Source organism: Herminiimonas fonticola (assembly GCF_040395855.1).
GTDB lineage: Bacteria > Pseudomonadota > Gammaproteobacteria > Burkholderiales > Burkholderiaceae_D > Oxalicibacterium > Oxalicibacterium fonticola_A.
On the sequence record NZ_JBEBPO010000065.1, the window covers coordinates 1 to 14133 of the forward strand.

General features: G+C 57.6%; 13 protein-coding genes. 11 read left to right on the plus strand and 2 right to left on the minus strand.

Annotated elements, in window-relative coordinates; all coding sequences use genetic code 11:
• Positions 1-61: 61 nt before the first annotated feature.
• The 7 genes from narH (at position 62) to ABWP27_RS09145 (ending at position 6553) form a co-directional block, all read left to right on the plus strand.
• The gene (narH, locus tag ABWP27_RS09115) at positions 62-1618 is read left to right on the plus strand and encodes a nitrate reductase subunit beta (RefSeq protein ID WP_353155844.1); all 1557 of its coding nucleotides are present in this window, start codon (positions 62-64) and stop codon (positions 1616-1618) included.
• Positions 1619-1681: 63 nt separating this feature from the next.
• A complete protein-coding gene (narJ, locus tag ABWP27_RS09120) occupies positions 1682-2344 on the plus strand; it encodes a nitrate reductase molybdenum cofactor assembly chaperone (RefSeq protein ID WP_353155845.1) in 663 nt (220 codons plus the stop codon).
• A 52-nt stretch (positions 2345-2396) separates the two neighbouring features.
• Positions 2397-3080 carry a respiratory nitrate reductase subunit gamma gene (gene narI, locus ABWP27_RS09125; RefSeq protein WP_353155846.1) on the plus strand — a complete coding sequence of 228 codons (684 nt, stop codon included), beginning with the start codon at positions 2397-2399 and terminating at the stop codon, positions 3078-3080.
• A 29-nt stretch (positions 3081-3109) separates the two neighbouring features.
• Complete coding sequence (locus tag ABWP27_RS09130; RefSeq protein WP_353155847.1) at positions 3110-3856, plus strand: peptidylprolyl isomerase; 747 nt, start codon at positions 3110-3112, stop codon at positions 3854-3856.
• Positions 3857-3899: 43 nt separating this feature from the next.
• Positions 3900-5516, plus strand: coding sequence for a methyl-accepting chemotaxis protein (locus ABWP27_RS09135; RefSeq protein ID WP_353155848.1), 1617 nt, complete (start codon positions 3900-3902; stop codon positions 5514-5516).
• 147 nt (positions 5517-5663) lie between these two features.
• Complete coding sequence (gene mobB / locus ABWP27_RS09140) at positions 5664-6272, plus strand: molybdopterin-guanine dinucleotide biosynthesis protein B (protein WP_353155850.1); 609 nt, start codon at positions 5664-5666, stop codon at positions 6270-6272.
• A 20-nt stretch (positions 6273-6292) separates the two neighbouring features.
• On the plus strand, positions 6293-6553 hold the full coding sequence (locus ABWP27_RS09145; protein ID WP_353155852.1) for a heavy-metal-associated domain-containing protein: 261 nt from the start codon (positions 6293-6295) through the stop codon (positions 6551-6553).
• A 128-nt stretch (positions 6554-6681) separates the two neighbouring features.
• On the opposite strand, the gene ABWP27_RS09150 is transcribed toward ABWP27_RS09145, so the two are convergent.
• Both ABWP27_RS09150 and ABWP27_RS09155 read right to left on the minus strand, forming a co-directional pair.
• Positions 6682-7389, minus strand: coding sequence for a response regulator (locus ABWP27_RS09150; RefSeq protein WP_353155854.1), 708 nt, complete (start codon positions 7387-7389; stop codon positions 6682-6684).
• Between the two features lie 27 nt (positions 7390-7416).
• Positions 7417-9357, minus strand: coding sequence for a type IV pili methyl-accepting chemotaxis transducer N-terminal domain-containing protein (locus ABWP27_RS09155; RefSeq protein WP_353155856.1), 1941 nt, complete (start codon positions 9355-9357; stop codon positions 7417-7419).
• Between the two features lie 269 nt (positions 9358-9626).
• On the opposite strand from ABWP27_RS09155, the gene ABWP27_RS09160 reads away from it, so the two are divergent.
• The 4 genes from ABWP27_RS09160 to ABWP27_RS09175 form a co-directional block, all read left to right on the plus strand.
• Positions 9627-10826 carry an NnrS family protein gene (locus ABWP27_RS09160; RefSeq protein WP_353155858.1) on the plus strand — a complete coding sequence of 400 codons (1200 nt, stop codon included), beginning with the start codon at positions 9627-9629 and terminating at the stop codon, positions 10824-10826.
• Between the two features lie 141 nt (positions 10827-10967).
• The gene (gene hemN / locus ABWP27_RS09165; protein ID WP_353155859.1) at positions 10968-12398 is read left to right on the plus strand and encodes an oxygen-independent coproporphyrinogen III oxidase; all 1431 of its coding nucleotides are present in this window, start codon (positions 10968-10970) and stop codon (positions 12396-12398) included.
• Between the two features lie 157 nt (positions 12399-12555).
• On the plus strand, positions 12556-14013 hold the full coding sequence (hemN, locus tag ABWP27_RS09170; RefSeq protein ID WP_353155861.1) for an oxygen-independent coproporphyrinogen III oxidase: 1458 nt from the start codon (positions 12556-12558) through the stop codon (positions 14011-14013).
• 43 nt (positions 14014-14056) lie between these two features.
• Positions 14057-14133 (plus strand): urease accessory protein UreH domain-containing protein (locus tag ABWP27_RS09175; protein WP_353155863.1); only part of this gene is annotated, 77 nt, incomplete at its 3' end.

Genomic DNA, 14133 nt, shown 5'->3' on the forward strand with positions numbered 1-14133 from the left:
AAAAAGTCGATTGGCTGGAAGGTCCACTGCAAGAGCAGGGACAAGAGCAAGGGAGTGAAGCATGAAAATTAGAGCGCAAATCGGCATGGTGCTGAACCTGGACAAGTGCATCGGTTGCCATACCTGTTCCGTCACCTGCAAAAACGTGTGGACCAGTCGCGATGGCGTCGAGTACGCCTGGTTCAACAATGTGGAAACCAAGCCCGGCATCGGTTATCCGAAGGAATGGGAAAACCAGGACAAGTGGAATGGCGGCTGGAAACGTACGACATCCGGCAAGATAGAACCGCGCCAGGGTAGCCGCCTGAAAATCCTGGCCAACATCTTCGCCAATCCGAACATGCCGGCCATCGATGAATACTACGAGCCGTTCACTTACGACTACGAGCGTTTGCAAAATGCGCCGTTGTCGGAAACGCCGCCAACTGCGCGCCCCATCTCTGTCATCACCGGCAAGAAGATGGACAAGATCGAATGGGGCCCGAACTGGGAAGACGATCTGGGTGGCGAGTTTGCCAAGCGCAGCAAGGACAAGCTGTTCGACAACATGCAGAAGGAGATGTACGGCACGTTTGAAAACACCTTCATGATGTATCTGCCGCGCCTGTGCGAGCACTGCCTGAATCCGACTTGCATCGCATCGTGCCCGTCAGGCTCGGTGTACAAGCGCGAGGAAGACGGCATCGTGCTGATCGACCAGGACAAATGTCGCGGCTGGCGCATGTGCATCTCCGGCTGCCCATACAAAAAAATCTATTACAACTGGTCGTCCGGCAAGGCGGAGAAATGCACATTCTGTTATCCGCGCATCGAAGCTGGCCAGCCTACCGTGTGTTCGGAAACCTGCGTCGGCCGTATTCGCTACCTTGGTGTGCTGCTGTACGACGCCGACAAGATCGAAGCGGCGGCCTCGGTGCCGGATGAGCAGGACCTGTACGAAGCGCAGCTCGGCGTATTCCTGAATCCGCACGATCCGGCCATCATCGAGGAAGCGCGTCGCCAGGGCATACCCGATTCATGGCTGGAGTCGGCTGCCAAATCGCCGGTCTACAAGATGGCGATGGAATGGAAGGTGGCGTTTCCGCTGCATCCGGAATACCGCACGCTGCCCATGGTCTGGTACATCCCGCCGCTGTCGCCGATTCAGGCCGCAGCCGAGTCCGGCAAGATGGGCTTGAACGGCATCATCCCCGATACCAGGAGCTTGCGCATCCCGGTCAAATATCTGGCCAATCTGCTGACGGCAGGCAAGGAAGCGCCGGTCGTGCACGCGCTCGATCGCATGCTGGCGATGCGTGCCTACATGCGCAGCAAGACGGTTGACAAGGAAGCTAACCTGACCGTGTTGAAGCAGGTCGGCTTGTCGCAGGCCGAGGTGGAAGACATGTATCACATCATGGCGATCGCCAATTACGAAGACCGCTTTGTGATTCCGTCCAGCCACAAGGAAATGGCGGAAGACAGCTTCAATGAAAAGGGTTCCTGCGGCTTCAGCTTCGGCAATGGCTGCTCGGATGGCGTTTCCGATGCTTCGCTGTTCGGCAAGAAAAAGCAGGGCTCGGCGATCTTCGTCAGCATGCCCAAGTCGCGCAAGAAACGCGAAACCGAAGGCGTATAGGCAGCCTGCACCGCCCCTCGTTCTGCAAGCAGGCGAGGGGATACCAGCTAAAAAGGAAACACCATGAAACACTATCAAGTCCTGTCGGCACTGCTGCTTTACCCGGAGCAGATACTGCTCGACAGCCTGGACGAACTCGACGCCATTCTGGCCTATACGCCAGAGCTGCAACCGCCGCTGCAGCCGCTGTTTGCCTATCTGCGGCAGGAAAAATTGATCGAGTTGCAGCAAAACTATGTTGCCACCTTCGATCGCACGCCATCGCATTCGCTGCATCTGTTCGAGCACATCCACGGCGAGTCGCGCGACCGCGGGCAGGCAATGGTCGATCTGATGGAGGAATACAAGACGCACGGGCTGGAAATGGGCGGCGACGATTTGCCGGATTACGTGCCGCTGTTTCTCGAATTCCTGTCGCAACTGGAAGAGGAGCAGGCCCTGAACATGCTGGCCGATGCCATCCACGTGCTGGCCTACATCGGCCGCAAGCTGACGGCCGGCGGCAGTCCGTACGCCGGCATCTTCGCGGTGCTGGAATCCCTGAGTCCGGTCGCTGCCGAGGAGTTGTCCGAGCCGCCGGTGCGCGACATGGATGAGGCACTGGAAACCTTCGGACCCGGCGCCGATGGCGTTGAACCCTTGCTGAAAACCTTTGCCGGCGGACCGCAGCCGGTCAACTTCTACCCCAAGGCGGCCGCGCGCACGACAGCCGCAGTCATGGATTGATCGTGCCACTACAGCACGCATCAAAACAGCACGCATCAAACAGGAGATACAAATGAGTTACCTGCATCAATTCATCTTCGGGATTTATCCCTACATCGCGCTGGCGATTTTCCTGCTCGGCAGCTTGATCCGCTTCGACCGCGAACAGTACACGTGGAAATCGGAATCGAGCCAGCTGCTGTATCGCGGCAGTCTGCGTACCGGCAACATCCTGTTCCACGTCGGCATACTCGGCCTGTTCTTCGGTCATGCCGTCGGTCTGTTGACACCGGTCTGGGTCTGGGATGCACTTGGCATCACGCACAGCGCCAAGCAGATCGTCGCGATGGTGGCGGGCGGCGTGATGGGCGGCCTGTGCCTGATCGGCATACTGATCCTGCTGGTGCGCCGCTTCGCCAGTGACAGGTTGCTGGCAGTTACCACCTTCAAGGACAAGATCGTGATGCTGTGGATACTGGCGACGCTGTTGCTGGGATTGTTCTCCATCTACGCTTCCGCCTCGCATACCGACGGTCACGTGATGGTGCAACTGATGAACTGGGCGCAGCACATCCTCACCCTGCGCGGTGGAGCGGCGCAATTCATCACCGATGCACCGCTGATCTTCAAGCTGCATCTGTTCATGGGCATGTCGCTGTTTGTGATTTTCCCGTTCACACGTTTAGTCCATGTATGGAGCGGCTTCGGCACCGTCACCTATCTGGGCCGCGCCTTCCAGCTGGTGCGTCGTCGCTAATCGTCAACAGAGATTCAGGAGAAATCATCATGGGCGTATCCGTCAACGGTATAGAGATTCCCGACGCAGCAATAGAACAGGAATTGCCGCACCATCAGCAGGCCGCCAATCCACTGAAGCAATCGGTGCATGAACTGGTGCTGCGTACCGTACTGCTGCATGAAGCAGACCGGCTCGCCATCGCCGGTGAGGGCGACGATGCGCGCATCGAAGCCTTGTTTGCACAGGAAGTGCGCGTACCGGATGCCGACGAAGCAGCCTGCGCCACTTTTTACCGCAATCAGCCGCAACGTTTCACCAGCGGCGAGCTGGTGGAAGCACGGCATATCCTGTTCCAGGTGACACCCAGCGTGCCGCTGGAACTGCTGCGCGAAACCGGTGAAGCGGTACTGGCCGAACTGCGCGTGCATCCGGAACGTTTTACCGAACTGGCACGTGAATATTCAAACTGCGCTTCCGGTACGGTGGGCGGCAATCTCGGTCAGCTGACACGCGGGCAGACAGTGCCGGAATTCGAGGCGCTGGTGTTCCGCCTGCCGGAAGGCGAACTGGCCGACCGTTTGCTGGAGACGCGCTTCGGCCTGCATATCGTGCAGGTCTTGCGTCGTGTGGCGGGAGATGTCGTGCCCTTTGAAGCAGTGAAGGCGCAGATTGCCGATCATTTGTCGCGGCAGGCGTGGCAACGCGCCGTGCATCAGTATCTGCAAATACTGGTCGGCCGCGCCGACATCCAGGGCGTCACGCTGGAAGGTGCGGAAACGCCGCTGGTGCAGTAAATTCGCGCCGTCGTCCGACGGCGCTGGCCCATCTGGAAGATAAATGAACATCACACTCAAGACCCGGCTGGGCCTGGTCATCGGCCTCCTTGCGCTCATCAGCATGGTGGTCGGCTTGCTGGGTCTGAACAGCATAAGCCGTTCCAACGACGACTTGCAGCAGGTTTATCAAAACCGCACGGTGGCACTGGAAAAAATCTCGCGCATAGACCGTTTGCTGATTGCGAATCGACTGGCATTGTCCGAAGCCCTGCAGGATCCGGATGCGGAAAAAACGGCAAGCCATACCGCGCTGATTGCAAAAAATGCTGCAGAAATCACGCAGGCATGGAACGAATACATGGGCAGCAGCCTGTTGCCGGATGAACGCAAGCTGGCAGAAAATTTTGCCTCCCATCGTGCCCGCATGGTGCAGGATGGTTTATTCCCGGCGGCTGCCGCATTGCGGGCAGGGGAACTCGCACAGGCGGTGCAATTGCAGCAACAGTTCCAGAAGCTGGTACCGGCGGTACGCAACAGCATCGATGCCTTGCGCAAGCTGCAGGTGGACGAAGCCGGCCTGGCCTATGAGGCTGCGCAACAGCGCTATATCAATATCCGCAATCTCATCACGGCGGTGATCGTGGCAGGCGCGGTGGCGGCGACGCTGCTCGGTTTCCTGCTGGTGCGCAGCATTTATGCGCAACTCGGCGGCGAACCGCAATATGCAGCGCAGATCGTGCGCCGTATTGCCGGCGGCGATCTGTCGGGAAGCGTCACCACCCGCAAGGGCGACCGCAGCAGCCTGCTGGTAGCGATGCAGGACATGCAGCAGAATCTGGCAAAAACGGTAGGCGATATCCGGCACGCTACCGATACCATCGCCGCTGCCTCCGGCCAGATCGCCTCCGGCAATATCGATCTGTCGGCGCGTACCGAACAGCAGGCCAGTTCACTGGAAGAAACCGCATCCTCGATGGAGGAACTCACTGCGACGGTCAAGCAGAATGCCGAGCATGCGCAGCAAGCCAACCGGCTGGCGGTTTCCGCATCCGATATTGCCGTGCATGGCAATACGGTGGTGGCGCAGGTTGTCACGACGATGGATTCCATCAGCGCCTCGGCCGGCAGGATAGGTGACATCATAGGCGTCATCAACGGCATTGCCTTCCAGACCAATATCCTGGCCCTGAATGCAGCGGTGGAAGCCGCGCGCGTCGGCGAACAGGGACGCGGCTTTGCGGTAGTCGCCACCGAGGTGCGCAGCCTGGCGCAACGTTCGGCCGAGGCGGCGAAGGAAATCAAGAGCTTGATAGACGACTCGCTGGAAAAAGTCGGCGCCGGCGCCGCGCTGGTCGATCAGGCCGGCAGCACGATGAGCGAGATCGTTGCCAGCATAGGGCAGGTGACCGACATCATGGGCGAAATCACGATTGCCAGCCGCGAACAGACAGCCGGCATAGAACAGGTCAATCAGGCCATCGGGCAGATGGATCAGGTTACGCAGCAGAATGTCGCGCTGGTGGAAGAGGCGGCCGCTGCCGCCGGATCGCTGCAGGATCAGGCATGCAATCTGGTGCAGGTCGTGAGCGTATTCAAACTTGAAGCAGCTCAGCCGCAGCGTGCGGTGCTGCCACATATACGCGACATTCCAGTCAATGCGCTCCCGCTCCTGACGTGAATCAGTAGTCCGAAATGACTAGCTGCCTTAGCTCGTCATGCCAGCAGCCAGGCGTGCGCTGTTTGTCTACAATCAGGACATGGCCTATTTCGTGCATGGTTGGCGGCATATTCCTCTGGATAGAGATTGAAGCACAAGGAAACTGAAATGACAGCAAACATCATCGGCATCGCAGGATGGTCAGGCAGCGGCAAGACTACACTGCTGGAATATCTGTTGCCGCAACTTGCCGCGCGCGGTTTGCGCGTCAATGTCATCAAGCACAGCCACCACGATCTGGTGCTGGAAGACAAGCAAAAAGACAGCGCACGCGCACGTGCTGCCGGCGCGGTCGAGGTGCTGGTGTCGTCGCCATTCCGTTTTGCAGTGATGCATGAATTGCGTGGAGAGCCGGAACCGACCCTGGCCGAACATGTGCAGCGCATGACGCCGGCCGATCTGACGCTGGTCGAAGGCTATAAATGGGAGCCGATTCCAAAGATCGAGGTGTACCGGCCCAGCCATCGACCCGCCGCCTTGTATACCGACAATCCGGATGTGGTGGTGGTTGCCAGCGATGTCCCTGCGCCGGCTGCGCTGCCACGGGGACTGACATGGCTGGATCTGAATCAGCCGGAACAGGTGCTGCAATGGCTGCTGACTTATATCGATAAAAATAAACGCATGGCCTGCGAGCGGATGACGGACGGCATTGATGTAAACCTTGATCCAGATCATGCACACGCCGGTGTGGCGCATTTAAGATCGATGCATTAGATAAGTGAGAGGGAAATACGATGCAAACAGAAACCATGAAACTGAACGGCATTACCGGCGAAGCATGTGCTGAAAAAATTAATAACGCCTTGTTGAATATCAAGGGCGTCAACGACATCATCATTTCACTTGCCGGCAGCAAGGCGACTGTGCAGTTCGATGAAGAACTGACATCGCTGCAGGAAGTGCAGGCCACGCTGACACGCGCCGGCTACAGTATTGAAGCGTTGGAGAAGAAGGCGAGTGGCTGCTGCGGCGGTTGTGGCGGTGCACACGTGTAGAAGGAGATAGCGGTTCCGGCAGGTGTGGAATCGTCTTGCAGCTGGTTCTGCAGCAGCGTCTTTCACCGGCAGGGGAAAGACGCTTTTTATTTGGGATGGCCGGTTCAGTGCCGGATTACTCTTCCGGTTTATTTGTTTTCGTCGGTACCTGTAACGCCATGTCCGACGGCAAAGATGGCGGCCTGCACGCGGCTGCTCAGATTGAGTTTCTTCAGGATGTTTTGCACGTGAATTTTGACCGTGCTGTCGGCGACATCCAGCGTGCGTGCAATGATCTTGTTGCTTTCTCCTCGGGCCAGGCAGGCGAGGATATCCCTTTCGCGTGGCGTCAGCTTGTCCAGTTCGGAGCGCACTTCGGTGCGTTGTCCGGCGTTCTGCAATTGCGCGATCAGCTTGCTCGTCATCGCTTCGGCCACCACGGCTTCGCCGGCAGCAGCGCGCTGGATCGCACGCACCAGGTAATCGGCATCGATGTTCTTGATCAGGTAACCGCGTGCACCGCTTTGCAGCGCCACGCCCAGATCTTCTGCATCTTCCGATACCGTCAGCATGATGACCGCCGTATTCGGACAATCCTGCAGCATCAGCTGCAAGGTCTGCAAGCCGGAAATACCCGGCATGTTCAGGTCCAGCAGCACCACATCCGGTTGCAGCTGGCATGCACGCTTGATGCCTTCCACGCCGTCCGCCGCTTCGCCGACCACGGAAAATTCCGGATAGCGTTGCAGCAGCGAGCGTATGCCACTGCGAAACAGGGTGTGATCGTCGATCAGCAAGACGCTGATGGGGGCTGGTGCCAGAGTATCCGGCATCGGTTTTTTTTCTGTATCGCTCATATGATTTCCCGGAATGGTTTGGTAGCGTCAGGCGGCCCGGCGCTGTGCACGCGCGAGTTGCAGCCGTACGGTAGTGCCTTGCAAGGGAGTGGAGTGCACCTCGAAACTGGCCTGGATGCGCTGTGCACGTTCGCGCATGATGTTGATGCCGACATGACTGTCGCCCTTGCTCAGCAGGGTATCGGCATCGAAGCCGCTGCCGTTGTCGTGGATAGAAAGCGAGAAGTCCTGATTGTCCTGCAGACGGATTTCCACCTTGCTGGCCGACGCATGCTTGCGTATGTTCGACAAGGCTTCCTGCACGATGAACATGATCTGCAGCTGTTGTTCATACGGCAGCGGCGCGCCATCGCCGCTGGCGACAAAATTGACGGTAATGCCGGACTGGCGGCGGAACTTGTCGATGGTGGTCTGCAGTGAATCGATCAGGTCGCCCTTGATCAGACGGCTGCGGAAGTTCAGCAGCAGTTCGCGTATGTCTTCATAACTTTCATTGACGCCGGCACGCAGCGCAGGCACGATTTCGGCGACTTCCTTGAGGCGGCCTTTTTGCAGCGAATCGTCCAGCATCTGTACCTGCAGATTAAGAAAGGTCAGGCCCTGCGCAATGCTGTCGTGCAAACCTTGCGCGACCAGATTGCGTTCTTCCGAAATCGCCATTTCACGTTCGCGCATCGCCAGCCGGATATTTTCAATCGCGACGCCGAGCAGATTGCCCAGTGCTTCCAGCAAAGCCTGTTCATGCTTGTCGAACACCCTGGGCTGGCGAAAATGCAGATTGAAAAATCCGATATGCTGCTCATGCGCATAGATGTGGAAAATAGAAACCGTCGCAAATCCTTCGCGATGGCATTGCAGCGCGTGTGCCTGATCCATTTGCTGCAGGTTGTGCACCATTGATATCTTTTTTTCGACCGCTTCGCCGCACAGGCAATCGCCGACTTTCAGGCAGTGTTCGGATGCCACCAGTTCTTGCGAGATACCCTGATGCACGACCATGTGCAGATTGTCGCGTGCCGCTTCCAGCACGCGCACCGAGCCGCCGTCAGCCTGGAAATACTGCGTGATGCGTTGCAGGAAACCGTCGCACAACATTTCCATCGGTTGCGGGCGCTGCAGGAAGGCGGCGCTATCGTAGAGCAGGGCGAGTTCGCGATTCTGGTCTTCCAGCTCTGCCGTTTTCTGCCTTACCCGGTTTTCCAGATTGTTGTAGGAGGTTTCCAGCCGGTCGGCCATCTGGTTGAAGCCCAGCGTCAACTGGCCGAACTCATCCTTGCTTTCCACCGGCAGCCGCACGCCGAGTTCCTTTTCGTTCATTTGCCGCATGCCTTCCTGCAGGCGCGTGACCGGCTGGATAATCAGCAGGAACATCAGGTAAATCATCATCACGGTGCCGATCAGCGCCATCGCCACCAGCACCAGTTGCCATGAACGCAGCCAGAACATGCGGGTTTCGCTATCGCTTTCTATCAGTTGCACCAGATTGTTGACGTCGGCGACGAAGCCGTCTATTTGTGTCAGATAGCTATCCCAGTCCGGTTGCCGGTCGGGCGGTTCCTTTTGCAGAATGGCATGGGCCAGCGGCTCAAGTTCGTCGTGCCAGCGTTCGACTACCTGTTCAAAGACGGTATGGATGTTATTGGTGGGCGGCAGGTAGAGCGGCCGTTGCGGATCGCCGCGTTGCAGCCGTGCAAAGGTGGCGTTGATGGTGCGCAGTTGCTGTTCCGCAGTGTCGCGCAGCTCACCCGCTTCGACTTCATCATTGAGCAGGCGTGCAAGCACGCTGGTCAGGCGATAACTTTGCATGCGTACGCCGCCGGCTTCGTTGATGGCGGCAGCGCTGCCTTCGAGTTGCCACGACAGCATCAGCGTCGTGCCGATCGCGGACAAGGCAAGCAGCAGGAAGCCTATCAAGACAGCGACTATCTTGTTCGACAGGCGTTGCGGCAGCAGGGAAAGCGGATTCATGGCAAGTCTGGCCTTTCCCTTTGCGATGCCTTCTTATCGGCACCGACAAACGGTATGTTAGGGATGAAACAGTCATAGCGGGCGGATCGCTTCGAGGAGCGCCGCCGGTTGACGCTGCTTGACGCGTTTTGAATATATCAGCGCATACTAGGCAAACATTGATCCACATCAAATAACTTTGCGAGGCTAGTTCGTAAGATGGTTTGCGATGCCGACAACTGCATCATCGATGCAGGCCTCGTTGCATTTCCTTGCATATTGAGTACGCCATGACGCTTTTAAAAATCGACGAACCGGAAATTTCCATGCCGCGCCACACGTCGTTCACCGAGCAGCCGGTATGGCAGCTTGGTTTTCGTCCTTTCTACCTGCTGGCCGCGCTGTTTGCCGCGCTCAGCATTCCCTTGTGGATTGCGCAATATTTCGGCCTGATCAGCATGCCGCACGTGCATCTGTTCTGGCATATGCACGAGATGGTGTTCGGTTTTGCAATTGCTGTGATCGTCGGATTTCTGTTGACGGCGATGCGCGCCTGGACCGGTTTGTGGACGCCGCGCAAAGGCCATCTGGCTGCATTGGCCGGCGTCTGGCTGGCCGGACGCATCGCCATGCTGTGGGCGCCGCCGCTGTGGGCCGCTGTCATGGACCTGATTTTTCTGCCGCTGGCTGCATGGCCGATGTTCCGTGTGCTGCAGCGCGCCGGCAATAAACGCAATATGTTTCTGATCGTGATGCTGGGATTGCTGACCCTGACCAACCTGCTATTTCACGCGGCCGTCAACGGCTTGCTGACGGTATCACCGATGCTGGTGATACAGGCGGCCATCCTGCTGATCGTGATCATCGAATCGCTGATAGGAGCGCGCGTGATTCCGATGTTTACCGCCAACGGCGCACCGGGCACCAAGCCCATCGTGCATACGCGACGCGATCTGATTGCGGTGTTGCTGACAGCGACCGCCAGCCTGACATGGATATTCGGTGCGCCTGCATTGACCATTGCCGCATTCTCATTTGCGGCGGCCTGCGCGACGCTGCTGCGGCTGGCCGGCTGGCAGCCGCAGCGCACCGTGCGCGTGCCTCTGTTGTGGATATTGCATCTGTCCTATGGCTGGATTCCTGTCGGCTTTTTCCTGCTGGCGCTGGCCGCCGTCAATCTGATTCCCGTCAGTGCAGCCTTCCACGCATTGACGGTCGGTTCGATGGCCGGGCTGATACTCGGCATGATGACGCGCACCACGCTCGGCCATACTGGGCGCCTGCTCAAGGCGGGTCCGGCGGAAACGGTCATGTATCTGCTGATTCAGGCCGGCGCGCTGGCTCGGGTGGCAGCAGCGTTCGAGCTGTACGGCTGGCGCGATGCGGCGCTGGTTCTCAGCACGCTCTGCTGGAGCGCTGCCTTTATCCTGTACGTCGCGGTGTACGCACCGTATCTTTTGCGCGCGCGGATAGACGGCAAGGAAGGCTAGATCTTCTGAACAGACATCAAGGCGCGGCGTTTTGCAGCGCTTTTGATGTGGATCAAAGTCGCTGCACGCCTGGCTCCCTACACTGCATTCTGGTCGCATCGCCTTCCATTCCGGAAGACAGCGGCCGCAGGAATGTCAAACATGAGCGCTACCGTGATCCCCATCTCCGTGCTGCCGTCAGTCGAATTCGACGCGCCGCTGATCCGCAAGCTGAACCAGCTTGGCCCGCGTTATACCTCTTACCCGACCGCCGACCGTTTTTCCGGCACGTTCGGCATAGCCGACTATGAACGTGCGGTGGCCGGCGTGCGTGCCAAGGCTGAAAAGCGCGCGCTGTCGCTGTACCTGCATATTCCTTTTTGCAATACGGTCTGCTATTACTGCGGCTGCAACAAGATCGTCACCAAGGATCGCAGCAAGGCGGTGACTTATCTGGATTACCTGAAACGCGAAGTCGCGATGCAGGGCCGTCTGTTTGCCGGCATGAATCAAATCGAACAATTGCATTTCGGCGGCGGCACGCCTACCTATCTTTCCGATGAGCAGATGGACGATCTGATGGCGCATCTGCGTCGCTGGTTCGATTTTGCGCCGGATACGGTGGGCGAGTATTCGATTGAAATCGATCCGCGCACCGTCTCGCGCGAACGCATACATACCTTGCGTCGCCAGGGCTTCAATCGCCTCAGTCTGGGTGTGCAGGATTTCGATCCCATCGTGCAAAAGGCGGTGAATCGCATCCAGCCGGAACAGCAGACGCTGGACATCATCGCGGCGGCGCGCGCTGCCGATTTCCGTTCCGTCAGCGTCGATCTGATCTACGGCTTGCCGAAGCAGACGCTGACGACGATAGGGCAGACGCTGGAGAAGGTGATTGCCGCCGATCCGGATCGCATCGCCATCTACAACTATGCGCACATGCCGCATCTGTTCAAGCCGCAACGGCGCATTGCGGAAGAAGATTTGCCGGATGCCGATACCAAACTGGAGATGCTGTTCCTGTGCATACGCCGTCTCAACGAAGCCGGCTATGTCTATATAGGCATGGATCATTTTGCCAAGCCGAGCGACGATCTGGCCGTGGCGCAACGGGAAGGGCGTCTGCATCGCAACTTCCAGGGTTATTCGACGCATGCCGAAGCCGATCTGGTGTCGTGCGGCGTGTCCGCCATCAGTGCGGTCGGGCCGACCTACAGCCAGAATGTAAAAACGCTGGACGCTTATTACGATCACATCGACAGAAATGAATTGCCGGTCGCGCGCGGCATTGAACTGAAGAGCGATGATCTGTTGCGCCGGCAGTTGATCCAGCACCTGATGTGCAATTTCGAGTTGTCGATTGCCGATATCGCGCAGACATTCGGAATCGATTTTGAGAACTACTTTGCGCCTGAGCTGGAAAAACTGCGCGTCATGCAGGCAGATGGTTTGATCACGCTGGACGAGAACTGGCTGCGCGTGACGCTCAAGGGGCGTTTGCTGATACGTAATATCTGCATGACTTTCGATACCTATCTGAATAAGCAACGTGCAAGCCAGCCGGAACCATTGCGCTACTCGAAGACGATCTAGCGCCTTGTTCTCATTCCCGCGAAGGTGCGGACGTGCTGCGGGGGTTTTTGATGTATGTCAAAGCATGGCCAGGCCGCGACCGCTACACTCGGTTCGCATCGGTTCAGATCCCGGTTGCGGGTGCGAAGGGAATAACGGACAGCAGGAGTAAAGAATAATGGTGGCATCTGCAAGACCGGCAACAGGAAATCCATCGCTGGAATTCGATGCCAATCTGGTGCGCAAGCTGATTCAGCTCGGGCCGCGCTATACATCGTATCCAACGGCAGACAGCTTCAGCGATGCATTCGGTTATCGCGACTATCTGCAAACCGTGGTCGGTTTGCGCACGCGCGGCGGCATGCGGCCGCTATCGCTGTACGTGCATATTCCGTTTTGCGAAAGCGTGTGCCATTACTGTTCCTGCAACAAGGTTGTGACGCGCGATCGCAGCAAGGCCGCCACGTATCTGAGCTATCTGAAACACGAAATAGAAATGCAGGGCAATCTGTTCGCCGGCATGAACCAGATTGAAAAACTGCATATAGGCGGCGGTACGCCTACCTATCTGAACGATGCGCAGATGGGCGAGTTGATGGCGCATCTGCGGCGTCACTTTCGCTTCGCTTCCGATTTCGATGGCGAGTATGCGATCGAAGTCGATCCGCGCACCGTCACCGTCGAGCGTGTCCATGCCTTGCGCAAGCAGGGCTTCAATCGCATCAGCATCGGGGTGCAGGATTTCGATCCCGACGTGCAGCAGGCGGTCAATCGCATCCAGTCCGAACAGGATACCTTGAACATCATTCGCGCCGCGCGCGAAGCCTGCTTTCGCTCAGTCAGCATCGATTTGATTTACGGCTTGCCGAAGCAGAATGTGATCACGATGGCGCAGACCCTGAACAAGGTCATCAATGCCAGTCCGGATCGCATCGCCGTCTACAACTATGTGCACAGGCCGAATATGTTCAAGCCGCAACGACGGATCGCCGAAGATGATCTGCCCAGCCTGGACGCGCGCCTGAACATGTTTTCGCTCTGCATCAAGCGCCTGACGGATGCCGGTTATGTATACATCGGCATGGATCATTTTGCCAAACCCAGCGACGACCTGGCGATTGCGCAAAGGCAGGGCAGGCTGCATCGCAACTTCCAGGGTTATTCCTCGCATGCCGAACATCATCTGGTTGCCTTCGGCGTCTCCGGCATCAGCGCAGTCGCCGCAAGCTATAGCGAAAATGCCAAGACGCTGGATGAATATTACGAACGCATAGAGCAAAATGAGCTGCCTATCGTTACCGGCGTCAAGCTGAGCATGGACGATCTGCTGCGCCGTATCATCATCCAGATGCTGATGTGTAATTTCGAGTTGTCGATAGACTCCATCGAACTGGCTTATCCGATCACCTTCAAGACCTACTTTGCCGCAGAGCTGGAAAAACTGCGCGAGCTGGAAGACAATGGCCTCGTTACCGTGGACGAAGAATGGATCAGCGTCACGCCCAAGGGCCGCTTGCTGATTCGTAATGTCTGCATGGTGTTCGATCGTTATCTGAACACTGCGTGCGAAGCAAAAACCGGTGGCGCTTCTGCCAAAATAGAAACGCAACCCTTGCGCTATACGAAAAAAATTTAATGCGAGCCATGCTTTGACCGGTCTCAATCTCTTTCCGATTTTCATGATAGGCCTGCTGGGCGGGCTGCATTGCATAGGCATGTGCGGCGGCATCGTCAGCGCATTTTCGGCCGCGCAGGC